The organism is Sphingobium sp. YR768 (assembly GCF_900111125.1).
Taxonomy (GTDB): domain Bacteria; phylum Pseudomonadota; class Alphaproteobacteria; order Sphingomonadales; family Sphingomonadaceae; genus Sphingobium.
In genome coordinates this window covers 100,346-124,268 of record NZ_FOGE01000013.1, presented here as the reverse complement: position 1 = coordinate 124,268, position 23,923 = coordinate 100,346, and the positions used below count along the sequence as shown (strand labels likewise).

Genomic DNA, 23,923 nt, shown 5'->3' with positions numbered 1-23,923 from the left:
CATGTTAAATCGGCCATGCCCGTCACAGACTGACCCAATGCTATGAGTTATTGACCGGGCGCGCAGGCGTTCGCCCGGTCAACGCGGAGATTGCGCGCTAACTGGATTTGGCGTCTTTGCGAGACGGTGTCGACGTGGACATAAGATCGATACCTGCACCAGAAATAGCTTCTGCAAGCGCCTTTCCATCATATGGCTTTGCAAGGAGAGCAACCTTGGGATCGGCGCGATCAAATTCCAGTTGCGTATCACCGGTAGCAAAAATCACGCCTATTTCAGGTAGGAGCGCGCGCGCCTGAGCAGCCAGTTCGGGCCCAGCCATTCCCGGTAGATTGACGTCGGTGATCAGCACGTCGACATGGGTGGTCTGAAGCGCGGAAATCGCGTCTTCGGCACTCATTGCCTCGATCACGGTCAGTCCCAGTTCCTTCACCATTTCCGCCGTGTTCATCAGGATGAGTGCGTCATCCTCAACAATCAAAACAAGGGCCTTCCGACGCGAGGATGGCTCGGTCGGCGTTGCTCGCTGAGGCATTAATCGGGCGAGGTTGCGTTGCCGCTGATTTGCCAGAACGTGCCGGAATTTGCGCGCGAGGGCATCACGGGAATAGGGCTTGGAAAGAAGTTCGACGCCGGCATCCAGGCGACCGCCATGGACGATCGAATTCTCTGTATAGCCTGAGGTGAACAGCACGGCGATGTCTGGTTGGCGCTCGCGCGCCATGCGCGCCAGTTCCGCGCTCTTGAGGCGCCCGGGCATGACGACATCGGTGAACAGCATGTCGATCTGGATGCCGCTTTCGATGACGCTCAGAGCGCTGCTGGCATCAACAGCCTTGAGGACCCCATAGCCCAAGTCGCTCAACATCTCGACGACCGTCGCGCGAACCGCATCGTCATCTTCGACGACCAGTACGGTTTCACTGCCACCGCGGATCGGCCCGCTGTCAAGTTCGACCTCCACATCCTCATTTTCCACCGAGCGGGGGAAGTAAAGTTTGATGGTCGTGCCTTCGCCAACCTCGGAGTAGATTTTGATGTGTCCGCCAGACTGTTTGACGAAACCATAGACCATCGAAAGCCCAAGACCCGATCCCTTGCCCTCGCTCTTGGTCGAAAAGAACGGGTCAAAAACCTTGTCGATAATATCGGCCGGAATGCCCGTGCCGGTGTCGGTAACAGCCAGCATCACATATTGACCGGCCACGACTTCGCTATGGGTACGCGCATAATCATCGTCGAGGCTGGCATTGCCGAGCTCGATCGTGAGCCTGCCCTGTCCATCCATCGCGTCCCGGGCGTTGATCGCGAGATTGAGCAGTGCGTTCTCGACCTGTGCCGGATCGACAAATGTGTTCCAGAGCCCACCAGCAACGATGGTCTCTATCTCGATGCCCTCACCGATAGCGCGGCGGAGCATATCGTCCATATCGCGTACGAAGCGTGTAACATTCACCACCTTGGGCTCAAGCGCCTGCCGCCTGCCAAAGGCCAGAAGCTGGGCGGCGAGCTTGGCGCCCCGGGTAACGCCGGCCATTGCGTTGGCGACACGCGTCTGCGCCTTCTCATTGTCGGCGATGTCGCGGGCCAGCAGCTGGAGATTGCCCGATACGACCTGCAAGAGATTGTTGAAATCATGGGCAACGCCGCCGGTCAGCTGGCCGATCGTTTCCATCTTCTGCGATTGGGCCAGGATCGCTTCAGCCTGGCGGCGCTCTGCGATTTCCTCGATGACGCGTGTTTCCAGCGTCTCGTTGAGCTGGCGCAGTTGTTCCTCTGCGCGCTCGCGGTGCTGGATCAGGCGCTCTAACGCAGCCTCGCGCTGAACGCGATCCTCAATGTCGAATACCAGCACATGGAAGCCGGAAACCGAGCCGTTCGCTTCAACCCGAGGGATGTAGCGAACCTCGGCCGCGCGATCCTGGCCGGAATGGTGGGGCATCGTGGTATCGGCGACCACCCACTCGCCTGCCATCGCCCGCTCGATCAGCGGCAGGCGGTCGGCATAGGTCTTCTCGCCGACGACATCGCGAATATGCCGACCGATGACCTGGGATGGCGGTGTACCCAGCCAGTCCTCGTAGAAACTGTTGGCAAAGCGGTAGACATGTTCTGTATCGACATAAGAGATCAGGACCGGCAGCGAGTCCGTGATGATCCGCAGCTCATGTTCGCTTTTGGCCAAAGCGCGCTGCGCTTCTACCTTTTCGGTATTCTCGATAACGGTGCACATGACACCGCCGACCTTGCCATCCTCATCATATATAGGCGTATAGAAGAGGTCGAAAATGACCTCCTCCGGCGTCCCATAGCGGTTGAGTATCATGGGCTGATCGCGGTGCGAGACCACCTCGCCACGGAACCCTGAAGCCAGGATCTCGTGGTTGAAATCCCAGATTTCGGGCCAGATGCCCGGCACGGTGCCACCCATGGCCCTGGGGTGATAATCCCCGGCTATGGCGACATAGCCGTCATTATAGATCATGACGTGATCTGGCCCCCACATCAGTACCTTGGGGACAGGCGAATTGAGGACATTGTTTACTGTGGCCCGCAGTTGCGCTGACCATCGAGCCGGGCTGCCAAGCTGAGTGGCCGTCCAATCCTGCTGGCGCATCAGGTCAACGCAGGTGCCACGCCCCCGCAGCCATCCAAATGGATCGCCCGAACCGACCCCCTCCCGCTCACGCAGCAGTTTGAGCGCGGTGCGTACCACCTCACTGGCATTACCATAATCGCCAATCTCGAGACGGGTCTCGATAAAGCGATCAAGCTCTGGCGTGAGGGAGACGTTTCTGGAAAGGCGATTGGGCATAGGCGGTGGATTACCGCCTTGCCGTGCTGTGTCAATAACTGGCACATCAATCGGAATCAGAACGTCGAACGCAAATTTGGATGTGCTGGATCAGGCAATCATCAGTCGAAGGGTCAGAGCGCGAAGGTCAGCGTGACGTCCAAACCATCATCGCGCCATGCCGTGTCGATGGTGCCGCTGCGCGCGCGCATGATCCGCCCGATGAGGGCAAGGCCCTGGCCGCCATCGCGTACATGCTCGACGACCGGCGCGAAACTATGCTCCGCCCAGAAGATGGACAATGACCGATCATCTGCTTCCCCGCAGATTTTGACTGAACCACCATATTTAATCGCGCCATGTTTGGACGAGTTGACGGTCAGCTCCCCGATGACCAGGGCGATCGCATCGGCTCTCCCCTTGTCGATCGTACATGCTGGCAGACGTTCGATTTCAACGCCGTAATGCTCATTGCTGAACGGTTCGACGAGGGCCGAAACAAGGTCGTTAAGATCGCAAGGGGTGTCGGTTTCGGCAAAGAGAACTTGGGCGCGGCTGAGGCCGACAAGTCTCTCGGTCATCTGCTCTGCAAATTCGGAATGATGTGGATTTCTTTGCAGATCCCATCAACAGGCTGGCAATCAGGCCGTTTGGAACCGTTGCCGTCCGAACCTGCGCGCCCGATATTATCCGGGAAGGCTGGCGTCGAAAAAATCATCCACGATGCTCTGCGCGTCGCCGGTCTTATGCGGTGAAGGCAGTTCAGTCCTCGCGGTGCGCTCGACCGATCCGGTCGAGGCCGCTGCGTGATGGCATGCTTTTTCCCTTCCAATTCAGTTCGATCAGCCCATCGTCCACCATCTGATCGATCGCGGCGCGAACGACCGGCATTACCGCACGCCAGTCCTGTTCCGTCGGGTCGGCGCCGGCTTTGCTGGCGATTGCTCTTGCCACTTCGCTTGGACAGATTGTCACCCGGTCCGAGCGGCGGTCGAGCAGTTCCAACACAGCGGTACGCGCATCGTCTGACGGGGCAGGCATGTTGTCGTGGGTCATGACAGAATTATAGCCCGATTTCCTCGAGGGCCGAGGCGACCTCGGGATCGATGGCGTGATCGGATTTGGGCGTGAGGCGGTTTAGCGCCGTACGCAGACGCTGTTGCGCGACTTTCAACGTCTTGTACCGCACCTCACGCGTGGCATTGGTGCGCCACGATGGGCTTTCTCCCAACAATGTTGCCCATTTTGCTTCTTCTGCCGTCAGGATCGACAGCGCCAGCCGCAGACCATCCCGCCGGCCATGCGCGTAATTTTGTTCCATGGTCATCCCTCAGCAATTTGCCTATCGTGTATAGGTAAAGTGCATCTCGTATCTTTGGTCAACGCAGCTCATGGGGCCTTCGGTCCGGCCAACTATCGCACTGACGCAAGTTAATTTCCGATTCTAGAAAGAGTCTTTCCCGACCATTGGTCGTTCAGATCCCGAGACAGCCGCGTCTGGCGGCGGGTCCATAGTGAGGATGTCCCATGACCGAACTCAGCCATGACATTTCAACGCTCAACAGCCTGATCGCTACCACGCTCGATAGCGTCGAAGGCTATACGGAAGCTGCAAAAAATACGGAAAATTCTGGCTTTGTGACACTGTTCAACGGCCTTGCCGGTGAACGCCGCCCGCTGGTTTCACAGCTCCAGCAGCACGTTTCCTCTCTGGGCGGTGAACCCGAGGATGACGGCACCATCCTGGCAGGCGCGCATCGCGTTTTCCTCAATCTCAAATCCGTCGTTACCGGCCATGATGACAAGGCGATCATCAACGAGGTCGAGGCCGGCGAAGATCATATCAAGGCCAAATATGAAGATGCGCTCGAAGATCGGGAGCTCTCGTCCGCTGTGCAGACGCTCGTCGCTTCAGCCTACACGTCGGTCAAGGCGGGCCATGACGAAATTCGCGACATCAAGCATTCGATGGAACGTTGAATGCGTGGCGGCGGGGCAACCCGCCGCCTTCGATGCCTAGAATGCCGATGACCGCCGGGCGCCTGAAAGTTCAGCGGCATTAGCTGTCCGGCGCAGGATGATGCGATTGTCCGTCATGGCGATGAGGCCCATTTTCGCAAAGGCATCGAGCCACCCTGTCATAGGCCAGAATTGCCAGCGATCGCGAAAAAGCTGCGCGTTACGCACGATGTCCTCCAGATGCTGGAGTGGAGGGTCAAATACCTCATGATGCTGGTGAAAAGCGCCAGCGCCGCCTTTGAACAGGAGCGGAATGCCTGCATCCCGCGCCCGGAAGCCAAAGTCCGTATCCTCCGCGCCATAGCCATCAAAGGCTTCATCAAAACCTTGCAGGTCAGTGAACCGATTCCGACGGATGCCGAAAACCAATGACCAGAAGAGCCCGACATTGGCCTCCTCTCGAATGCCTTTCGCCGGGAATGCGCGGATGGGATGGGATTTGGCTGATAGCTTGAGATGATCTTCTTCCCACCCATCACGAACGTCTGTTGGACCCAGATATAAGGCTTCCGCACAGATTAGTGCGTCGGCGCGTTCAAGCTCATCGTCCATTTCCCCTAAAAGGTGGCGCATGGGTATGCAGTCCACATCCAGAAAGAGAAGATGCTCGCCCATTGCTGTGTGCGCCGCAGCGTTGCGAGCGGCGGCGAGCGGCAGGCCGGTCCGCTCCAGCGTAACCAGGCGAATCGGGAATGGGGCTTTAGGTGCGATCAGGGCAGGCGTGCTGCCCATATCGACAATGACAAGTTCATCAGGAAGAACAACGCTGCGCCTTAACCCTTCCACCAGTTCGGCAAGATGGCCCTCCCGGTTCTTGACGATGGTCAGAACGCTGATGCTCACAGGGCACGCCGCCACAGATCGAGACGATAGCGTGGCCGTCGGTAAGCGGTGACCACCGTCATCGCGTTGGTCAGTGATCCAGACAGCTTGGCGACCGCGTCGTCACCGCTTTGTGGATAGTCGGTGTCTTCGGTAAAATGCACGAGCAGGAGGTCACCGCCAACAAGGAGATGCGCTTCCAGCCACTCGGCCGCACGACCAATGTCCATATCGTCCCAATAATATGCGACCTCGGACAGGACTATCAATTCGAACTGCCCGGAGGGTGCCGTTCGAGGAAAAGCCATTTGCTCGAATGTGACGTGATCGAGATGGGCCGTGCGCTGTTTAGCGGCTGCCAGCGCGGTTTCGCTCACGTCGATGGACAGCAGCGCTTTGCATAAGGCGCTGAGTTTCAAGGTCAGCATTCCTTTGGCGCAACCCACTTCAAAACCGCTGGCGTAGTTCCGGTCGCCAAGTGCCGCTATGCTGTCCTCGAACTTCGCCTGCTCGTAAGAGCTGGTTTCCAGATCCCACGGGTCACTCGTCCCGCTAAACATGCGCTCGAAATAATCCGCGTCCAGGGTCGTTCGATGTCGGTTCATGGGCGCTTCCTGACGTAAAGAAGGTCGTGCGGCGCCATCGATCGCTTGTTTTTAGGCAGACGAAAACCAGGGCCATGCGAGGCGGTAAGCTGGCTTCGATGGGCTGCAAGGGCGTAGCGCCTGACGCCCGGCGACATGGACGGCGTGATAAGCGTCTTGTGGGTTAGGCTACTAGGTGCCTCACCCCAGACGCAATATTCAGCGACGGTAATCCGGCCCCGCGACCTGATCCTGACGGCATGTGCCAGGCCAGCTGCCGCAATATGGTCGCAATGCGGCTCGTGAGGGGCAGTCGTCGCCAGGACATCTACGCGTAGTCGTCCGCACAACGCAGCAAGTTTGCGGTAACTTCTGCCGAAAAGCACCGAACCTGGGACTTCAGGCGTTGCGTCTTTCCATCCAAGGCATAAGGGCGCTTTGACTTGTAAGCCTGCAAGGCGCCGCAACGCCCGCCGGCCCTCGCGCTGACGGGCAGCGACGATCGAGCCTGCTTTCCCATCTTTAAGCGGATGCGACCCCGACCCATCGGTCAGATAGACAAGACCAGCGAATTTTCCTGCTTTGGCCATATGGGCGATGAGTGCGCCCGTACCCAGCGTTTCATCGTCAGGGTGCGGGGCAATGACGAGCCAGCGAAGGGCACGCCATGGCCTTGCTGTCAGGGAATGTGCGCCGATGCGCCCCATCACCATAGGACATCTCCGCTGCCCCAGGCATCATGATCGAGCCATGCGATCGCTGCCTGATCCTTTGCATAATCGGGTCCGGCCTGTCTCAAATAGACGCTTAGATCCCGGATGATCTTGTCGATACGTTGCCCATCGATGGCGCTGCGCGTGCCGATGATCCGGCTTGCCAATTCCATAACATCAAGCGCTGCCCGTTCGACGACGCCACGGGTCATGCGGGCGAACGCCGGACCATCTTCGTCACCCGCCGCTGCGCGGGTGGCGCATTCGCGAACCCACAGATAAGCAGATCGTGCCGCAACGACCGCATCGGCAAATTTGACACGCTGCAACGGATCTTCGCGGGCTGCTGTCGTCATGGCGGCGCGTGTCTCGGTTAACAGCGCCTCGACACCGCCGAGCTGGACAGCGGTAAAACGCCACGCACCAGTCGTGAAGTCTGGCTCCAGATCATAGTCGCCGCCGTTTCCCAGAAGAGCGTCAGGTCCAACGGACAGGCCACTCAAATCGTACATCCCGCTTCCTGTCGCGCGCATGCCGCGCATGCGCCATTGCGACAGGTCCGTTCGCGCGGCTTCATCCGCCGGAACGATGACAAGCTGCCTTGGACCACCCGATGGTTGCGCCGTGATGATCGCATGGGTCAGCCCGCCCGCGCCGGTCGCAAAGGATTTGGCACCGTCCAGTGTCCAGTTGTTGTTTGCGCCGCTGAGGCGCACTCCGGGCGGTGGTTCGGTCGCCCAGACGCCGAACAGCGCACCATCGTGCAATTGCTGGTGCAGGACCGCGCATTGAACAGCCGTGCCAAACCAGTCGAACAGCAAAAGCGCGTTGAGATGCCCTTCATACAGCCGCCCGACGCTAAGGTCGGCACGTCCGATGATGCGCAGGACAGACATCATGGTCATATATTGAGACTGACGGTCGGGAAAGATGTCGCCGCCGGCACTGATCGGCGCGAATGGGTGAAGCAATCCGGCTCCCCGCAGCAGCTTCACGCTCTCGATTGGAAATACAGGAGCGGCATCATAGCGTGTACCAAGGTTACCGAGATGCTCTGCGATGGCTTGCGCCCGCTGCGCCGGCATGTTGCTCTCTATCGGCTTTACATCAGCGATGCTCATGCGGCCTCCTCCTGTCCAGGGCAGGGCGCGCCCGCTACCACGTCGAGCCATTCGGCAGCCCTGCGCGCGCCATTGGGATCGTGCAACTTTTGTCGGGCCGCTGGCGACAATGCCAGCGTATCGCGTATCAGCTGTTGCCACCGCTCAGGCTGGGGCCAACTGTCAGCAATCAGGGCCGCGCCGACTTCCCCCAGCCGTTGTGCCATCGCGCGTTGCTCATCATAAGGCCTGTCCTGGGCTATGCAGACGAAGGGACGATCGGCGGCAAGCACGCTGCCCACCAATCCATCGCCGGCTGCCCCAACCACCAAGGTCGCACGGGCAATCTCACGATCGGAATTCTGCACCCAGCCAAGGATGGCTAGGTTCGAGGGAGGATCGTGCGGTATCGAGCATGGTCCGATCACCCGCCAATGCCATTGCGGACAGCATCGGGCGGCTTGTGCGAAGGCTTCGCCATCGCCGGACTGACCTCCGCGACCCACAACGATCAGGATCGTGGGATCGGCATTTCTCGTAGGGGTTGGACGGCCTGTTGTGATGCCGGGAAGATAGCGCGTCTTTTTTCGCACCCATGTCGGGATGGAGGCCGCGTCCAGATCCTGATGAAAGGGTGCCATCAACGCCGTAGCACCCTGGAATGCATCCAGATGGGGCCGGTCGGTCCTATCGCCGTTCAACCGGACATAGACAATCGGGACAGACGCCAGACGCGCCATCATGGCGATTTCAACAGACACATCGACGACCATGAGGGCGGGCCTATGAATGTCGATCCACCGTGCGATCGTCGCGATCCGCGAACGGATGCCTTCATGATCCAGCGGAGCATAGCGCAGGCTGTCGGGCCGGCAATAAGATCCATCTGCGCCATTGAACGCACCGGTGTCGAGGCGATCATCGGCAAGGTCTATACCCAGTGAACCAATCCCTGTCCCAATAAGGACGATACGGCCAGCTGACGCATTGGCGATGGCGCGCGCGCGGGCCAAATGCCCGGCACCATGATGATGGACATAATAGCCGATCGGCCGGAGGCTCATCGTCCTGCCTCCAGTTGCATATCGTGTGGCATGGGCGGAAGGCACGCCTCATGGTGCGCGATGTTCGCACCGCCATCGGCACGCTGGCGCATGGATTTGCGCCATGTCGCACGCTCGATCCAATGGTCGAAGGCTGGCGCCATGGGTGGGTTTTTCGATTCTGCTGCCTTGAACAGGGCACGCATTCCCGCTGCCATGCCACCTTCGGCGCGCCCATCGGTTCTGGGTGAGACACGGACATAGACATCGGCAGGATGCGCCAACCTGCCCCCCATGGCGACGGCCGCCTGGACCAGCGCGCGATCTTCCCCAGTCGCAAGGAGTGGAACGCCGCCACAAGCGAGATATAAGGCTGCTCGAATGGCGAGGGATGCGCCTGTATGATCGCCGTGTCGCGGCGCCGGGTCCCATATAACAGGATCGATACGATCCTCGATCTCGCGCACCTTCGACCAATACTCATCCCATGCCCGCTGCAACTGCGTCACGGATGGCGGCAAAGGCTCATTTTCTTCGTCGATGACGATCCTTCCACCAACAAGATCAGCGCCTCGCCCGAAAGCCGTCGCAATGTTGCTCAGCCAATCGACAGGTGGGCGTACATCCGCATCCGTGCTGACAAGAATTCCTGCCTCAAGGCTGGAAAGGGACCGAAGCCCTTCTGTCATAGCTAATCGCCGCGCAGATCCTGCATGCGCCAAAGCCGCCGGGAATTCGGCCACTACGGCCCGGATATCTAGTCGGCCGGCATGACGCGTTCGTGCTTCGCCAATCCTCTCCAGGCTGTCGTCCGTCGTATTGTTTACGGCAATCGAGACGCAGATAATGCCGGGCCACGACTGCACGGCGATGGCGTCCAACAATGTAGCAATCCGCTCACCTTCATTGCGCGCCGGGACACACACGCACAGAGAAACCGGCGACGTGCCGCAATCCAGTGAGGCAAGGCGGTGTGCCGGTTCAGCCATGTAACGGGGCTTCCATCACAGTCTTGGATTGTTGAGTGAGCGCAGGCGGCAGCAAATCTTCGCGCGTCTTGCCCACCAGTCGCAACCGAGCGTCACCGCCCACGACAAGCCTGCGATAGAGCGCTTCATAGGCATCGATCATACGGCCAGCGTCGCAGACCTGCTCGGCGCGACGGCGGCATGCGCGGCGATCAAGCGACAGCGCCGCCAAGGTCGACCGCGCCAGCGAGTCGACGTCATCTGGAACAGCCAACACGCCGCACGAATCATCCAGAATATCGGGTATCGCACCGCGGGCAAAAGCGGCTACCGGCACGCCGCAGGCAAGCGCCTCGGCCACGACTAGTCCGTACGGCTCCTCCCAGAGAGGCGTACACATGAAAGCGCGTGCGCCGGCGACCAGTTTTGCAAGCTCTCCATGTGCAAGGTGGCCGACATGGATGGCGTCGACACCCAGATGCGGGGCAATCTGCACTCGAAAATAAACTTCGTCGAGGATCGGTCCGGCAATCCTGAGTGGCAATCCGACTTGTTTTGCGGCCGCGATCGCGAGGTGCAGCCCCTTTTCCGGGACTATCCGCCCATACCAGACCAGATAGGCCTCCGCGTCAGGCACAGGGTGAAAAGAGAAGCGATCAAGGTCGATGCCGTTCATGATGACCGAGTCGGCCGGCAGAACATGGTTCCATAATGTGCCAACGGCATTGGAAACAGCGACGAATGCGCTGTTGCGCGCCCGGCACAGGCGAATGCCGCTCTCGAGCCAGCAAAAAGGCGGTGTGTGCAGCGTGGTCACCATCGGCATCGGCAGACTGTCGGCCATCGTTACCGGGATATAATGCAGGCTATTATTGTGGATGACGTCGAAACGCCGATGGCGAAGCTCACTCATGAGACTGAGATAGGCATGATGCTCCTTGAAGAAGGCCACGTCCGGCGCCTCTGCCGTGCCCACCGTGCTGATTGCCGTCTCCGAACAGATCGCTTCCAGGCCCAGACCAGGCTCCGATCGCGAAGAGGCGAATATGGTTACGGCATGTCCCCGATCCCGTAGCGACCGGGCGAGGAGATGCGTGTGCATTTCTAATCCACCCGCAAATGGCTCGGCAATCGGATATTTGAGGTGTGCGATAATGCCGATCCGCATCTGGCGTCGTCCTTACAGGTTGGCAAGGAGGGCCGGCATGTAGCCGGCCTTCGATAGAAATGGACGAAAAGCTCAGCTTTCCGGCTGAGCATCCAGATCGACGGCGGCTTCGCGGGGCCAGTGACGCAGGGCCCTGCAAGCCTGGATGAACGCCTTGGCGTCGGATGGTTTCGCGATCGGAAGGCAGGCCTCGTCCAGATCTTCCGCTATGCCGGCCTTGACGAATATGGCCTCGGCGTCCTTGCCGATGCCGATATATTTGCAGTGGGCAAAGGCGTCGGTCACAAAATCCCTGGCAGCTGCGTCAAGAGCCAGAGAAGCAGCGCCTTTCGGAGACACCAGAATAGCGACCGCGTCGAACAGGACGGAAGGTCCGCCATCGATCTTATGTTTGGCCGCTACTATAGTGCCGTCGGACAAGGTCACGCCTGCGATCTTTGGCGCAATCACTTCATATACCGCGCCTTCATCATCGATAGCCTTGAGCAGCGCTTTGAAGATGGCTGCATCGCTGCCATCGCTCAGCAATATACCAAGCTTGCGACCCTTGAAGCTGTCGGGTCCATTTTTGACGATGCTCAGCGAGTTGGAGGGTGGCAGATCATTGATAGGGGCGCGTGCGGCGACCGCGGCTTCAGGCAGACCGATACCAAGCCCATCGGCGACCGTCTCAGCTAGCGCCGCATCGACATGGATGAGATGAGACACGGTGCGCGAGCGTATGTCGGGCCGCTCGACCTTCGATAGTTCGAACACCAGGGCATCGCCGATATGCTTCTGTTCGCTCGGAGCCTGGCTGATGAAGAATTGCCGAGCCTGGCTATAATGATCAGCAAAACTCTCCGACCGCACACGCTGTTTCGGCCCATCGGCCGTTTCGGCAAAGCTGGTGAAGCCGCGCGTCGGGTCTTCGCGGGGGCCACCTTGGGTAGCCCCCCAGCTATTGGGCTCATAGTTCACGCGGCCCTTGGGGTTGTGCATGGCCATATGACCGTCCTGCTGGAAATGGGCCATCGGACATTTGGGGGCATTGATGGGCAGGTGGGTGAAGTTGGTGCTGCCCAGGCGTTTGATCTGCGTATCGAGATAGGAGAAGTTGCGTCCCTGCAGGAGCGGATCGTTCGAGAAATCGATGCCCGGCGGAACATTCTGCGTCATGAATGCAACCTGCTCTGTCTCGGCGAAGAAATTGTCGACGACACGATCGAGCACCAGCCGTCCGACGATACGAACCGGCACCAGTTCCTCCGGAATGAGCTTGGTCGCATCGAGAATGTCGAAGTCGAAACTATCCGCAAAAGCGTCATCGAAAAGCTGGACACCCAATTCCCATTCAGGAAAATCGCCAGCATTGATCGCATCCCAAAGGTCGCGACGATGAAAATCGGGGTCGGCGCCGTTGATCTTCACCGCCTCGTTCCAGACTACAGATTGCAGCCCCTGTTTGGGCTTCCAATGGAACTTGACGAAGGTGGACTTGCCTTCACTGTCCACGAACCGGAAGGTATGGACGCCAAAGCCTTCGATCGTCCGAAGCGAGCGCGGAATGGTCCGATCGGACATGATCCACATGATCATGTGCATGCTCTCGGGGGTCAGGCTGATGAAATCCCAGAAATTGTCATGGGCGGTCTGCGCCTGGGGGAAGTCCCGGTCCGGTTCGGGCTTGGCGGCATGGATGAGGTCAGGGAATTTGATGGCATCCTGAATGAAGAAGACAGGGATATTATTGCCGACCAGATCCCAATTGCCCTCCTGAGTGTAGAGCTTGACTGCAAAGCCGCGAACATCGCGGGCAAGGTCGGGCGATCCCTTTGAACCTGCAACCGTTGAGAAGCGGACGAACGCGGGGGTACGCTCTCCGACCCGTTGAAACACATCGGCGCGCGTGACGTCAGCCAGGCTCTCAGTCAGTTCGAAATAACCGTGCGCGCCATATCCGCGCGCGTGGACGACGCGCTCGGGAATGCGTTCATGATCGAAATGGAACATCTTTTCGCGGAAATGCGCGTCCTCAAGCAGGGCAGGTCCGCGCGCGCCCTGTTTGAGGCTGTTCTGATCATCGGCCACCGGTATGCCATGTTGGGTCGTGAGGGTTGCGATGTCGCCGCCCGCGACCTGATGGGTTTCCCCACCGCTGCCCTGAGCCTCGCTATAGGTGGGCGTTATCGCCACATCGGCGGGCAGTGCAGGGGCCTTCTCAGGACTTTCTCCACCGATGTCTGAAGAAGACAAGTCGGCAGCTGTGGCTTTCGCTTTGACGCTTACCTTGGCTTTGCTGGATTTCGACGGCGGTGGAGTTTTGGCCATGATCATCCTCATCTAATTGGCGATTATCGCGATGAGGGCTGGAGCCGAATGGATCGGACGATGGCAGCCCTGACGACGGTAGAGATGCAGTCAGGAACAGGCAGCGCTGCGCGAAGTTGCCAGGTCGGATCGTAAATTAACCTGTGTCATCACGATTGTGGGGATCAGCGAAGCAACGGCCAGGCGCGCGGCCCGTTATAGCTTCGCACTGGCATCCGCTGGAGCGATTTCTTCATTTTGACAGGATCAGGCCTTCATGTTCACCGAGCGGTTTCTCAGACACAGGCGCGGCGTGCACCTTGAGATTGAGGAGCGGGCGCGGCTCGAAACGGCCATCGGTGAGATCAAGACGTTGCCGCCGCGGACCAATGTCGTGGTGGCAGGTGAGGAGTTGAGCCAAAGCATATTGCTGCTTGAAGGTTTCATGTCCCGCTATATCGACGATCGCAACGGCTTGCGGCAGCTCGTTGCGGTTCATGTGCCGGGCGATTTTGTCGATCTTCATGCATTCCCGTTGAAGATACTCGACCATGATGTGGCTACGATGACGGCTGCTACCGTCGCGATAGTGCCGCATTCCGCGTTGGAAACGATCACGCAAGACCTGCCTGCATTGTCACGCAAATTATGGTTTTCCACATTGATCGATGCCGCGATCCATCGTGCGTGGCTATTTCGGCTCGGCCGGCTTGATGCGGTAGGTCGGGTCGCGCATTTCATTAGCGAGACGAACGTCCGCCTTATGTCGGCAGGCCTGAGCGACGGTCGACGCTTCGCGCTTGGTCTTATCCAGTCTGATCTGGCTGAAATCTGTGGACTGACAAATGTGCATATCAACCGCGTTCTGCGCCAGCTGCGCGAGGAGAGACTATGTGTTTTTCGTTCGTCTCTGGTGGAGATTTTGGACCCTGAAAAATTGGCTGCTGTGGGTCAGTTCAATCCGGCCTATCTTTATATCGATCTGCAATCCGCCGAAGTTCCATCCTCATGCCCAAGGCCCATTACATGATAGAAATTTCCAATACTCCCCAGCCTTTAAGTGAGCCGGGAAATGCGAGCGCAGAAGATGGCCTGGTCATTTTGGACGGTCCAAATGGCGTTGCGATTACAATGACGGCAGACGCGGCGCGAAAAACCGGAGATAGTCTGATTTCGGCTGCCGAGATCGCGGACCGGCAGGCCGATAATATGGCATGATCGTAACGTCAGGTACCTTGAGGAATTGCTCCGCGAGAGCTGACCGTCCGTAACTGGAGATCAAAAAGCCTCGGCTAAGTGGCAACAAAGGGTCGTCTTGAGAAGGCCGTCCTTCGGAACAAAGCCGGCGTACAACGGAACCACCCCGAATGGCGGCTCGCGCGGACAGCGGACATTCGCCAGAAACGTATCACTGATCGCGAACGCGCAAACGAGGTGCAGACTGCTGCAATAACGCCAAATCACCGCCATTGAATTCATGCGGATCCCTTTTTGCGCCTTGCTCAGTCCTCGTCCTGCCACCTGCGCAGATCCGTCTGGTCATGATAGCCCATGCGGTCTGGCGTGGTGATGAATTCCATCGTCGTACCCCATGGCATGCGGCAATAGCAGACCTTGTTACCGGGACCTTTTTCGGTCGCATAGGGGATGCCGCGCGGCGCCGTTAGCGGGGTACCGCCCGCTTTCTCGAAGCGCGCGACCGCCGCGTCGATATCATCGGTGTAGAGCGCGAAGTGCGTGATGCCGAAATCGCTCGCACGAATCGGCTGGGCTTGCTCGGGGCCGTGCATTTCGAAGAGCTCGATGTCCGGTCCGGTTCCTATCTTGACCATCGCCTGCGCGCGCACGACCGTTCCGGGGAAAGCGCCGACGGCCCGCTCCAATTCGGGTCCCTGCCGTGGCGGATCCTGCGGTCCGAAGGACTGGTAGATCACCTGGCCACCAAAAGCTTTCACCAAGAACGATTTTGCTGCTTCGATGTCGGGCACCGTGATGCCGATATGATTGACGCCGCGAATGACGGGTGTGGTCATGACAGTCTCCATTCTTAGTTTATTGGGTCGGCCCGGCCCACGACGGCGAGGGCGCAGAGTTTCAACTGGCCTTGAGGAAATCGATCAGAGCGGCCGCGACTTCGTTCGGCCTCTCGTCCGCGACATAGTGGCTGCACCGCGCGATTGAGCCGCCCGTCACATTGGTGGCGAACTCCTTTAACATCGGCACCATCTGCGTGCCGAAGCGCTGATCCCCACCTAGGCCAAGCACCGGTATCTCGAGCGGTTGCCTCTTGTACTCGAGCGCAGCCGCATGGTCGACGTTTAGGGTGCGATACCATTCCAGGCTGCCGCGCGTGCGGCCAGGAAGCGCCATCGCCTTGGCGTAGATCTCGATGTTCGTCGAATTGAAGGTGCTGTGATCGAAGAACCGCTCTGCCATGAAGGTCGAAACATAGTCATATTCCCGGCCGTGGATCAGGCGCTCGGGCAGATCGCGGTTCATATGGAAGCTGAAGTGCCAGAGCTTGGCGATCGTCGCCTCCCATCCAGTCCAGCCGGGAAGCGGAACGTCGAGGACAGCCAGGTGAGTAACAGCCTGCCGATAGATGGCGGCCTGCGGCAAGGCGACCATTCCGCCGATGTCATGCCCGCACACCGCGTAGCGCTCATGCGCAAAGGCAACCATGACTTCGTGCGCGTCGCGCGCCATCGTCGCCTTGTCATAGCCGCCCTGCGGACAGTCGGAAAAGCCCGCGCCGCGCAGATCGATGGCCACCACGCTGAAATGCTCGGCCAGCAACGGCATCACATGGTGCCATTCCCACCATGTTTCTGGCCAGCCGTGAAGCAACAGGATTGGCGGGCCTGAGCCTCCGGTGACAGCGTTGATCTTGATGCCATTCACCGGCACCAGCTGCTGGGTAAATCCCTTCAAAGCTGCGATCACGGTCGCTTTCCAGTCAGATGTTGGCGTACAAAGAGAGCTCGCTGCCAGCGTTCAGGGCTGGTCGAAGTCGGTGGCGATCGTGATCTCGCGCCAGGCGTCGATATCGCTGCGGAAGGCCGCCAATTTTCGCTCGGCGATCGCGTGCGCGGCCGGTCCGAGCGGCAGATGGAGCGGGGCGTCATCGGCGTCGACGGCCTGCAGGATCACCGCGATCGCCTTATCGGGATCGCCCGCCTGATTGCCATTGCTTGTTTCGCGATAGTGCTTGCGCGAGCTAGCGGCGTATTCCGGCATCTCGTTGGCTACCATACTGATCGAACGGCCAAGAAAATCGGTGCGAAACGGCCCAGGCTCGACGATCAGCACGCGAATGCCGAACGGTTTGAGCTCGTCGGCGAGCGCCTCGGAAATCCCTTCCACCGCAAACTTGGCGGCGTGGTAATAGCCTCCGCCGCCGCGGCCCTCGATGCCGGCACCGGACGACATGTTGACGATTGTGCCTCCCGAACGTCGCAGGACGGGCAGCGCGGCTCTTGTGGTTTCGATCAGGCCGAAGACGTTTACCTCGAACATCGGCCGATATTCCTCGGGCAAGCCCTCCTCGATCGCCCCGAACAGTGCGTAGCCGGCATTGTTCACGAGCACGTCAAACCCGCCAAAGGTCTCGATTGCCTTTTCGACTGCTGCCTTGACCGCCGCCGGATCGGTCACGTCGAGAGGCAAGGTGGCCATGCGCCCGTCAAAAGGCTCGGCCATTTCCTCGATCGTCCTGACATTGCGCGCCGTCGCGATGACCCGATCGCCGCGTTGTGCTGCAGTGAGGGCGAGCCGCTGGCCAAAGCCACTTGAGCAGCCTGTGATAAGCCACGTTTTCATAACTTCTTCTCCCTTGTTTTCAAACGTTGCAGTCGCGGACCGGGGCGTCCGGCGCAGACCTCGAGAGGCCAGTAATTGACGCAATCGACACGCACCGACGCGCTGCTTAGAGCGGCTTCAAGAGGCTGCGCTGCGGTTTAAGGGCGGTAACGATGTTGACGTCAGCCATGACCCGGGCGGTCTCAGGCGAATTGAGCGCCGCTTCCATGGCGGCCGCGTCAAGAAAGTTGACGACGCCAATCGCGATGAGCCCGGCGCCATCACCTTGCGGAAAAAACCCGCCGGCGCTGACCAGCCCGTACGGTCCCCAGCTGTCTCGCACGAGCGGGAAGTGCACATTGATCCAATGATCTCGGTCGAACGGCGTTTGTTCATCGCCCGCATAGGTCACCAGCATCGTGATCATTATCGAAGTCCTCATTTAAAAGCATCGGAGCGGGCCGCTGCGTTCTGCCGCTGCTCCGAAAATCTTTTGTTTAGTCCCGGTGAGCTTCCCTCGGGCTTCACAGCCAGGTCATCCAAGCGGCCGCCCTCATGGAGCGGGTGAAATCCAGCTAAGGAAGCACCTCCTGACGATGGCATGAATCTAGATGTTTAGATTTGTTCTTGAACTGACATAACTGTACTATCCACGTTCAGTTTTGTGTAAGCGGTCGCGATGGAATGGAGTGACGTCAGAATCTTTCTTGCCATTGCGCGGTCCGGCACGCTCGGCGGTGCAGCGCGTTCGCTTCAGACAAGCCATCCAACCGTTGGTAGGCGGCTCCGCGCACTTGAGCAGGCGATCGGTCACACGCTCTTTCAGCGCACGGCAGACGGTTTTGTTCTGACCGAAGAGGGCCATGGGATCATCGCGCTGGCCGAGCAGATGGAAGAAGGTGCGCTGGCCATGCAGCGCCGGCTCGCGGGGCAGGAGCAGGATCTCAAGGGCAGTCTGCGCATCTCATCGGCGGACTGGTTTGGAGCCTATGTTCTTCCGCCTATCCTGGCGGATTTCTCGAAAGCCTATCCCAATGTCGATGTGGAGGTTCTCACCGGCACGCGCCAATTCAGCCTCGCTCAGCGGGAAGCCGACATCGCCTTTCGCATCGTTCCATTCAACACGGCTGATGTCGTTCAGCGACGGCTCTTTAGGCTCGAATATGGCGTCTACATCGCGGAGGAGGCGCCCGATCCCGAATATGGCAATGGGACAAATTGCCGGCTGATCACCCATGACACTTCCACAGGCCATTTCCCTGACATCGCGTGGCTTATCGAGAGTTACCCCAACGCAAGACCGGTGCTGAGATCGAACAACCGAAACGTGCAGGGGCGCATGTGCAGGCAAGGCGTCGGCATTGCCGTCCTGCCCCACGTGGTCGGCAATCAGATCCCGGGTATCCGCAGACTGGAAGTGCCGACGCCGCCGCCTTCACGAGACATCTGGATGGGATATCACCGGGACCTGCGGCGACTTAAGCGTCTTCGCGCCTTCATCTCGACGGTATCGGACCATCTCGTCAACGCGACCGCATGATGTCCGGCCCGGAAATGCCCGAAGCTTTCGGAGTAAACTCCAATTTCAGTGCTGGCGCTTGCGCGGACGGTTTCGCGGTGACGGCGGCGGGAGAAAGCGCGCCCCAGAACTGGCCGGGTCTGGCTACCGCATACATCGCGCGCGACATTTCCTTCCACAATGCGTTGCGGTCGCCGTCATTCGCGTAGAGCATCGCCATGCTGTGCGTCGCGCCTGGCACGTAGCGGAAGTCGGCGCGGCCGCCGACCTTGCGAAACGCGGCATCGAGCCGACGCACTGGACCGTCGAGGTAATAGGAATCGGCGGTTCCGACCACGACATGAACCTTTCCGTCCAGGTGCCTGCCCAAGCGCGGCCAGTCGGCTTCGATCCAGTGCCCGATGTCGTATCGCTCACGCCAATAGGCCGCGACGGCGGGATCGACAGCGCCGGTTTCCCGGTCGAACAGAAAGGCGGGCTCGCCGTCCCGGCCACGTGGAGAGAAAACCCATTCGAACGAGCGGAGCTGTCCGCCGCTGTGACCGAGAACGCTCTCCAGCCGAGCAGCTTCCTCAATCTTGCCAAGCACCTTGTCATGATCGCGTTCAAGCGGGCGCGGCTTGCCGTCCGCGGCGTGGTACATGTTCGCGTTTGGCGCGTAGAGATTAACACCCAGGAAGTCGTGGAAGTCGACCGGATCAGGCGCCGTAGTCCAGCTGCCGCCGAAAAGTTGCGGATGGCGGACGATGGCCCAGAGTGCGAACCAGCCGCCAGAGCTGTGCCCGGTCAGAAAGCGGCCGGAAGGTTTGGCGTCCATCCTGTATTTGGCCTCGAGCGCGGGAATAACCTCCTCGACCAGCGCCTCTCCCCAAGGGCCGTTATTTACGCTGTCGGCAAACTCGGTCGTGCCAGTCGGGGAGGAATGGTCGAGAGCGACCCAGATCATCGGCGGCATGGCCCCGGTCTCCATCAGGTGCCACATGCGGGAAAGCTGCTGGCCGGCCAGCTTGTGCCCCGCGCCGAACGTACCTGCCGTATAGACGGTAGGATAGGTCGTTCGCGACGTGGGATCGTATCCCGGCGGGGTCAGCACCCACGCAGCGACGGCCTCGTTCTTACCACCGAAGCGCGTCAGCACTTTGGATGCTATTTCCTCATCGTGAAGATGCGGACGGGATGCGGCGATCTGCTCCGCAGCGACGGGCGGCAGCCCGGTCGTGTCGAACTGGCCGGTCTCCGCTGGCATCGCGTGATCGAGCTGTATGATCGGCATCGAGGGAAGCGGGAAGTGTACGGTGACGACCTTGGAGATAAGGTCGCCCGGTCCCCGGCCGGCAAAGTTGTAGTCCCCGTTGCGATCAAGCACCGCCTGCACGCGGTAGCTGCCCGGCGCCAGCGTCGCAAAGCTTTTGGGAAAGGCCCCTGTCAGCGTATCGATCGTCACTGAGCGGCTGGCACCGAAGCTCGGCACGTCGCGCGCCACGACCGAGACGCCTCCTTCGCGCTCTAAGTCGACTGCGTTGCTTGCCATGTTCTCGCGCGTCGCCGGCACGGCGAACACCAGCAGCCGGCCGCTCGCATCTTTGACGAGGTCCGGCTGGAGCGTCACGGCGAAGCGAGTTTCGGGCTCCCCAGCGCCGATGAGGAGCGACGCCAGTGCCGACGCGAGGGTAAGGCGGGTCGCCTTCGACAATGCCCCGCCGCGCGGCTTGATCTCGACCATATTCTCGCTCTTCATTCTGCCGTTCGCTGCGCTTCATTAATATCTTGGACGGTCACCAGCGCTTGATCGAGCGCCGCTGCCGCATGGATGGCCGTAGTGTCGAAGATCGGCACGGAGCTGTCCTCCTGCCCGACAAGCAGCATGAATTCGGTGCAGCCAAGGATCACTGCCTGGGCGCCAGCCCCGACAAGACGCGCGATCACTGCCCGGAAGGCCTCGCGCGACGAGGACTCGATGCGTCCAGCGACAAGTTCCTCATAGATGATCCGGTGTACGGTCGCGCGGTCGTCCTCATCGGGAACGATCACGTCCAGACCGTAGCGTTCGGTCAGGCGTCCCCTGTAGAAGTCCTGCTCCATCGTGAACGCCGTGCCGAGCAGCCCAACCTTTCGCAAACCGGCGGCCACGATCCGTTCCGCAGTGGGATCGGCGATGTGGATCAGCGGAATGCGAACCGCGCTTTGCACGTCAGGCGCCATCTGGTGCATGGTATTAGTGCAGATCAGCAGCAGGTCCGCTCCGGCCGCCTCCAACCGCCGTGCGGCGTCCACCATCTGCTCGGTAAGGCGGCTCCAGTCGCCGGCATGTTGCAGCGCCTCGATTTCCGCAAAGTCGAACGACCATAGCAGGCAACGGGCCGAAGCGGTCGCGCCCAGGCGCGCACGAACGCCTTCGTTGAGGAGGCGATAATATTCCGCCGAGCTCTCCCAGCTCATGCCTCCGATCAGACCGATCATGCGCATCATGCCTCTCCCGTCCAGGGCTGAAGATCGAGTAGCAAGGTCGGGATCAGTTCCGACACGGTGGGATGGATTGGCACCGCCCAACGAAGCTGATCGACGGGCTGGTCGGCATTCATCATGTCGAGGATGCCGTGGATCGCCTCGTCGCCGCTCGTTCCCAATATCGCCGCGCCGAGGATGCGGCGGGTGTCGGCGTCAGCCACCACCTTCATAAACCCCTGGGTCTCGCCTTTCTCCAACGCGCGGCCGACGCGGGACATCGGCCGCTTGGAATGGAGTAGCCGTCGTCCGCTCCTGGCCGCCTCGGCATCGGTCATGCCCACCCGCGCGAGCGGAGGATCGATGTAAAGCGCGTAGCCCGGCAGACGCTGGCTGACACGGCGATCCTCGCCGTCCAGAAGGTTGGCCGCGACGATCTCGAAATCGTTGTAGGCGGTGTGCGTGAAGGCGCCCCGGCCGTTGCAGTCGCCCAGTGCCCAGATGCCCGGGACGCTGGTCTCCAGCCTGTCGTCCACGGTGATATAGCCGCGTGCATCCACTGCCACGCCGGCGGCCTCGAGCCCGAGGCCGTCGGTGTTCGGCCGTCGCCCGACCGCCACCAGGACGTGGCTTGCGACGACGGGCTGCGCGTCCTCCGCGCAGTCCACCCGCACCTCGACATCATCCCCGCTGCGGGCGAAGCCGATGCAGTCCGCACCGGTCCGGACCGTAATGCCCTCGGCCTCGAGGATTTGTCGGACGGCATCCGACACGTCGGGGTCCTCCCGCGCAATGAGCCGGTCCATCCGCTCCACGATCGTGACCTCGGCGCCGAAGCGCCGATACATCTGGGCGAACTCCAGCCCTATGTAGCTTCCGCCGATCACCACCAGATGCCGGGGAAGCGTGTCGAGCGCGACGATGTCGGTGTTGGTGAGCATCGGCACTTGGTCCGCGCCGGGCATGTCCGGCACCACGGCCCTGCCGCCGACGTTGATGAAGATGCGCGGTGCGGTCAGTCGTTCCCCATCGACGGTGACGACGCCGGAACTATCGAAGCGCGCATGTCCTCTGATAAGCTCGACGTTGGCCATGCCGAACAGCCAGCTCTCGTTACCCGCCCGCCCATCGCGAATGATCCTATCCGCCCGCGCCGCCACCGCCTTCATATCGACGTCGATCGGCCCAGAAACGCTGAAACCGTAGTCAGCGCCCCGACGAGCGGTGTGGACCGCATAAGCACTCGCCACGAGCGCTTTGGTCGGCCTGCAGCCGGTGTTGACGCATGTGCCGCCAACATGATGGCGCTCGATGATGGCGACTGAGAGTCCGGCATCGCTCAGGCGGCCGGCGAGCGCGGGACCCGCCTGGCCGGCGCCGATAATGATTGCGTCGAAACTGCGCATGTGGGTCCACCTCGTAATGTCCGTAAGGCGAAGCGCCGTCCGGTAAGGAAACAGGCCTGCTCTTGGGCAGGCGCGTCAAGGTCAGATGACGCTGAGACGCACGTCGATGTTGCCTCGCGTGGCGTTGGAGTAGGGACAGGTCTGGTGAGCCGCCTCAACCAGACGCCGGGTGTCAGCACGCTCCACGCCCGGCAGCGCAACGGCAAGCTCGACATCCAGACCGAAGCCGCCTTCACTACGCATGCCGATCCCCACGGTCGCCGTCACCGCCGCACCCGTCGGCACCCGCAGCTTGAGCTGGTGCGCGGCGAACTTCAGGGCGCTGAGGAAACATGCGGCGTAACCTGACGCGAACAGCTGTTCCGGGTTGGTCCCTTCGCCGCCCGGGCCGCCGAGTTCCGTCGGCGTGGAAAGCTGGAGGTCGAGCTTCCGATCCTCGGTACGGGTCCGGCCGTCGCGGCCCCCATTCGCGGTGGCGGAGGTCCGATACTTTACGTCGAGAGACATGGTTCAATCCTGTCATGGGTCGGCGCAGGCAGTCCTGCGCCGAAGGTGATGGGGACTCGCGTCAGGCCGCGAAGGCCTTCGAGCGCCGGCGCGCGTCGCTGATGGTCAGTGAGACTGCCGAGATGAGGAAGTAGAAGGCGCCGAAGGCGGCGTAGGGCGCGATGTCGGCGATGCTGACCGACGCCGTGCCAGCGGCCTTGCTGAGCATATGCGCCCCGGCGAGTCCCGACTGGGCACCGCTCAGGATCATGGCCCACTGCGCGCCATAGGACTTCCAGCGGCGTGCCCCGGTCAGGAGCTGGAACAGGCCTGAGAGGACCGCCCATACGCCAAAGATCTGGAGGACCGCATGCATGCCCTGCGGCAGGGTTGCGGCGACGGCGACCGCAGTCGCGATGCTGACGACGAAGTTCAGCATCTGGGTCTTGTTGCGCGTCAGGCCACCGCTCCGACTGGCGTCGAGATAGTTCGCCAGCGCGTCCCAGGCGGGATAGACGACTAGCATCACCGCAGCCAGCGGCGGCATAGCCTTTGCGACCGTGAAGGCGAGCGCGACCCAGATGGCGGACACCGCGAAGCGAAGATAATAGTAGGTCTTGAGCCAGTCCCGATCTGCGGCCTTCGCGTCGGAGATGGTCTTCATGGCATTTTCCTTTCTGTCATACAGGCGCACTTCTTCCGTCCCGAAAACCGGGTGGGCTGGTGGTCTGCGGTTCAAGCGGTGTGCGGCTCGGAATCGCCGCGTTGG

Annotated in this window: 25 protein-coding genes; 4 read left to right on the top strand and 21 right to left on the bottom strand. The window is 60.5% G+C overall.

Annotated features, from left to right (window positions below; translation table 11 throughout):
• Positions 1–97 precede the first annotated feature (97 nt).
• The 4 genes from BMX92_RS15525 to BMX92_RS15510 form a co-directional block, all read right to left on the bottom strand.
• A complete protein-coding gene (locus BMX92_RS15525) occupies positions 98–2,815 on the bottom strand; it encodes a type II toxin-antitoxin system ParD family antitoxin (RefSeq protein ID WP_093018092.1) in 2,718 nt (905 codons plus the stop codon).
• A 113-nt stretch (positions 2,816–2,928) separates the two neighbouring features.
• Positions 2,929–3,414, bottom strand: coding sequence for an HWE histidine kinase domain-containing protein (locus BMX92_RS15520; RefSeq protein ID WP_256213463.1), 486 nt, complete (start codon positions 3,412–3,414; stop codon positions 2,929–2,931).
• A 142-nt stretch (positions 3,415–3,556) separates the two neighbouring features.
• Positions 3,557–3,850: a DUF3253 domain-containing protein gene (locus BMX92_RS15515; protein WP_093018088.1), complete on the bottom strand. Its 294-nt coding sequence runs from the start codon at positions 3,848–3,850 to the stop codon at positions 3,557–3,559.
• Positions 3,851–3,857: 7 nt separating this feature from the next.
• Complete coding sequence (locus tag BMX92_RS15510; RefSeq protein WP_093018148.1) at positions 3,858–4,115, bottom strand: hypothetical protein; 258 nt, start codon at positions 4,113–4,115, stop codon at positions 3,858–3,860.
• A 206-nt stretch (positions 4,116–4,321) separates the two neighbouring features.
• Between BMX92_RS15510 and BMX92_RS15505 the strand changes: the two genes are divergently transcribed.
• On the top strand, positions 4,322–4,774 hold the full coding sequence (locus tag BMX92_RS15505) for a PA2169 family four-helix-bundle protein (protein WP_093018086.1): 453 nt from the start codon (positions 4,322–4,324) through the stop codon (positions 4,772–4,774).
• 36 nt (positions 4,775–4,810) lie between these two features.
• Here the strand turns inward: BMX92_RS15505 and BMX92_RS15500 are convergent, their stop codons facing one another.
• From BMX92_RS15500 to BMX92_RS15465, 8 genes are all read right to left on the bottom strand, one after another.
• Positions 4,811–5,656 carry a glycosyltransferase family 2 protein gene (locus tag BMX92_RS15500; protein WP_177185077.1) on the bottom strand — a complete coding sequence of 282 codons (846 nt, stop codon included), beginning with the start codon at positions 5,654–5,656 and terminating at the stop codon, positions 4,811–4,813.
• Positions 5,653–6,240, bottom strand: coding sequence for an SAM-dependent methyltransferase (locus tag BMX92_RS15495; RefSeq protein WP_093018083.1), 588 nt, complete (start codon positions 6,238–6,240; stop codon positions 5,653–5,655). Before BMX92_RS15495 ends, BMX92_RS15500 begins: the two co-directional genes overlap by 4 nt.
• Positions 6,237–6,926 (bottom strand): PIG-L deacetylase family protein, encoded by a 690-nt coding sequence (locus tag BMX92_RS15490; RefSeq protein WP_093018146.1) that lies wholly within the window; start codon positions 6,924–6,926, stop codon positions 6,237–6,239. Before BMX92_RS15490 ends, BMX92_RS15495 begins: the two co-directional genes overlap by 4 nt.
• The gene (locus BMX92_RS15485; protein ID WP_093018081.1) at positions 6,926–8,053 is read right to left on the bottom strand and encodes an acyl-CoA dehydrogenase family protein; all 1,128 of its coding nucleotides are present in this window, start codon (positions 8,051–8,053) and stop codon (positions 6,926–6,928) included. The genes BMX92_RS15490 and BMX92_RS15485 overlap by 1 nt, the downstream gene beginning before the upstream one ends.
• The gene (locus BMX92_RS15480; protein WP_093018079.1) at positions 8,050–9,096 is read right to left on the bottom strand and encodes a glycosyltransferase; all 1,047 of its coding nucleotides are present in this window, start codon (positions 9,094–9,096) and stop codon (positions 8,050–8,052) included. The genes BMX92_RS15485 and BMX92_RS15480 overlap by 4 nt, the downstream gene beginning before the upstream one ends.
• Positions 9,093–10,064 (bottom strand): glycosyltransferase, encoded by a 972-nt coding sequence (locus BMX92_RS15475; RefSeq protein WP_093018077.1) that lies wholly within the window; start codon positions 10,062–10,064, stop codon positions 9,093–9,095. The genes BMX92_RS15480 and BMX92_RS15475 overlap by 4 nt, the downstream gene beginning before the upstream one ends.
• Positions 10,057–11,211: a glycosyltransferase family 4 protein gene (locus tag BMX92_RS15470; RefSeq protein WP_093018075.1), complete on the bottom strand. Its 1,155-nt coding sequence runs from the start codon at positions 11,209–11,211 to the stop codon at positions 10,057–10,059. Before BMX92_RS15470 ends, BMX92_RS15475 begins: the two co-directional genes overlap by 8 nt.
• A gap of 72 nt (positions 11,212–11,283) precedes the next feature.
• Complete coding sequence (locus tag BMX92_RS15465) at positions 11,284–13,386, bottom strand: catalase (protein ID WP_256213456.1); 2,103 nt, start codon at positions 13,384–13,386, stop codon at positions 11,284–11,286.
• Between the two features lie 391 nt (positions 13,387–13,777).
• On the opposite strand from BMX92_RS15465, the gene BMX92_RS15460 reads away from it, so the two are divergent.
• Positions 13,778–14,530 (top strand): Crp/Fnr family transcriptional regulator, encoded by a 753-nt coding sequence (locus tag BMX92_RS15460; RefSeq protein ID WP_177185076.1) that lies wholly within the window; start codon positions 13,778–13,780, stop codon positions 14,528–14,530.
• Complete coding sequence (locus BMX92_RS15455) at positions 14,527–14,718, top strand: hypothetical protein (protein ID WP_093018073.1); 192 nt, start codon at positions 14,527–14,529, stop codon at positions 14,716–14,718. The genes BMX92_RS15460 and BMX92_RS15455 overlap by 4 nt, the downstream gene beginning before the upstream one ends.
• 284 nt (positions 14,719–15,002) lie before the next feature.
• Here BMX92_RS15455 and BMX92_RS15450 read toward each other — a convergent pair whose 3' ends face one another.
• The 4 genes from BMX92_RS15450 to BMX92_RS15435 all read right to left on the bottom strand — a co-directional run bounded on the left by BMX92_RS15450 (position 15,003) and on the right by BMX92_RS15435 (position 17,725).
• Positions 15,003–15,533, bottom strand: a complete 531-nt coding sequence (locus BMX92_RS15450) for a VOC family protein (RefSeq protein ID WP_093018071.1) — start codon at positions 15,531–15,533, stop codon at positions 15,003–15,005.
• Positions 15,534–15,594: 61 nt separating this feature from the next.
• Positions 15,595–16,401, bottom strand: a complete 807-nt coding sequence (locus tag BMX92_RS15445) for an alpha/beta fold hydrolase (protein ID WP_256213455.1) — start codon at positions 16,399–16,401, stop codon at positions 15,595–15,597.
• Between the two features lie 93 nt (positions 16,402–16,494).
• Positions 16,495–17,319: an oxidoreductase gene (locus BMX92_RS15440; RefSeq protein WP_093018067.1), complete on the bottom strand. Its 825-nt coding sequence runs from the start codon at positions 17,317–17,319 to the stop codon at positions 16,495–16,497.
• Between the two features lie 106 nt (positions 17,320–17,425).
• Complete coding sequence (locus tag BMX92_RS15435) at positions 17,426–17,725, bottom strand: EthD family reductase (protein WP_093018065.1); 300 nt, start codon at positions 17,723–17,725, stop codon at positions 17,426–17,428.
• A gap of 252 nt (positions 17,726–17,977) precedes the next feature.
• Here BMX92_RS15435 and BMX92_RS15430 point away from each other — a divergent pair, with 252 nt between their 5' ends.
• On the top strand, positions 17,978–18,838 hold the full coding sequence (locus BMX92_RS15430) for a LysR family transcriptional regulator (RefSeq protein WP_093018063.1): 861 nt from the start codon (positions 17,978–17,980) through the stop codon (positions 18,836–18,838).
• Here BMX92_RS15430 and BMX92_RS15425 read toward each other — a convergent pair.
• From BMX92_RS15425 to BMX92_RS15405, 5 genes are all read right to left on the bottom strand, one after another.
• Complete coding sequence (locus tag BMX92_RS15425; RefSeq protein ID WP_256213454.1) at positions 18,822–20,555, bottom strand: alpha/beta hydrolase; 1,734 nt, start codon at positions 20,553–20,555, stop codon at positions 18,822–18,824. The two genes, BMX92_RS15430 and BMX92_RS15425, sit on opposite strands and share 17 nt — an antisense overlap.
• Positions 20,552–21,283, bottom strand: a complete 732-nt coding sequence (locus BMX92_RS15420; RefSeq protein ID WP_093018138.1) for an aspartate/glutamate racemase family protein — start codon at positions 21,281–21,283, stop codon at positions 20,552–20,554. The genes BMX92_RS15425 and BMX92_RS15420 overlap by 4 nt, the downstream gene beginning before the upstream one ends.
• Positions 21,283–22,668 carry an FAD-containing oxidoreductase gene (locus BMX92_RS15415; protein WP_093018061.1) on the bottom strand — a complete coding sequence of 462 codons (1,386 nt, stop codon included), beginning with the start codon at positions 22,666–22,668 and terminating at the stop codon, positions 21,283–21,285. The genes BMX92_RS15420 and BMX92_RS15415 overlap by 1 nt, the downstream gene beginning before the upstream one ends.
• 81 nt (positions 22,669–22,749) lie before the next feature.
• Positions 22,750–23,175 carry an organic hydroperoxide resistance protein gene (locus BMX92_RS15410; protein ID WP_093018059.1) on the bottom strand — a complete coding sequence of 142 codons (426 nt, stop codon included), beginning with the start codon at positions 23,173–23,175 and terminating at the stop codon, positions 22,750–22,752.
• Between the two features lie 61 nt (positions 23,176–23,236).
• Positions 23,237–23,818, bottom strand: coding sequence for a DUF308 domain-containing protein (locus tag BMX92_RS15405; RefSeq protein ID WP_093018057.1), 582 nt, complete (start codon positions 23,816–23,818; stop codon positions 23,237–23,239).
• Positions 23,819–23,923 lie beyond the last annotated feature (105 nt).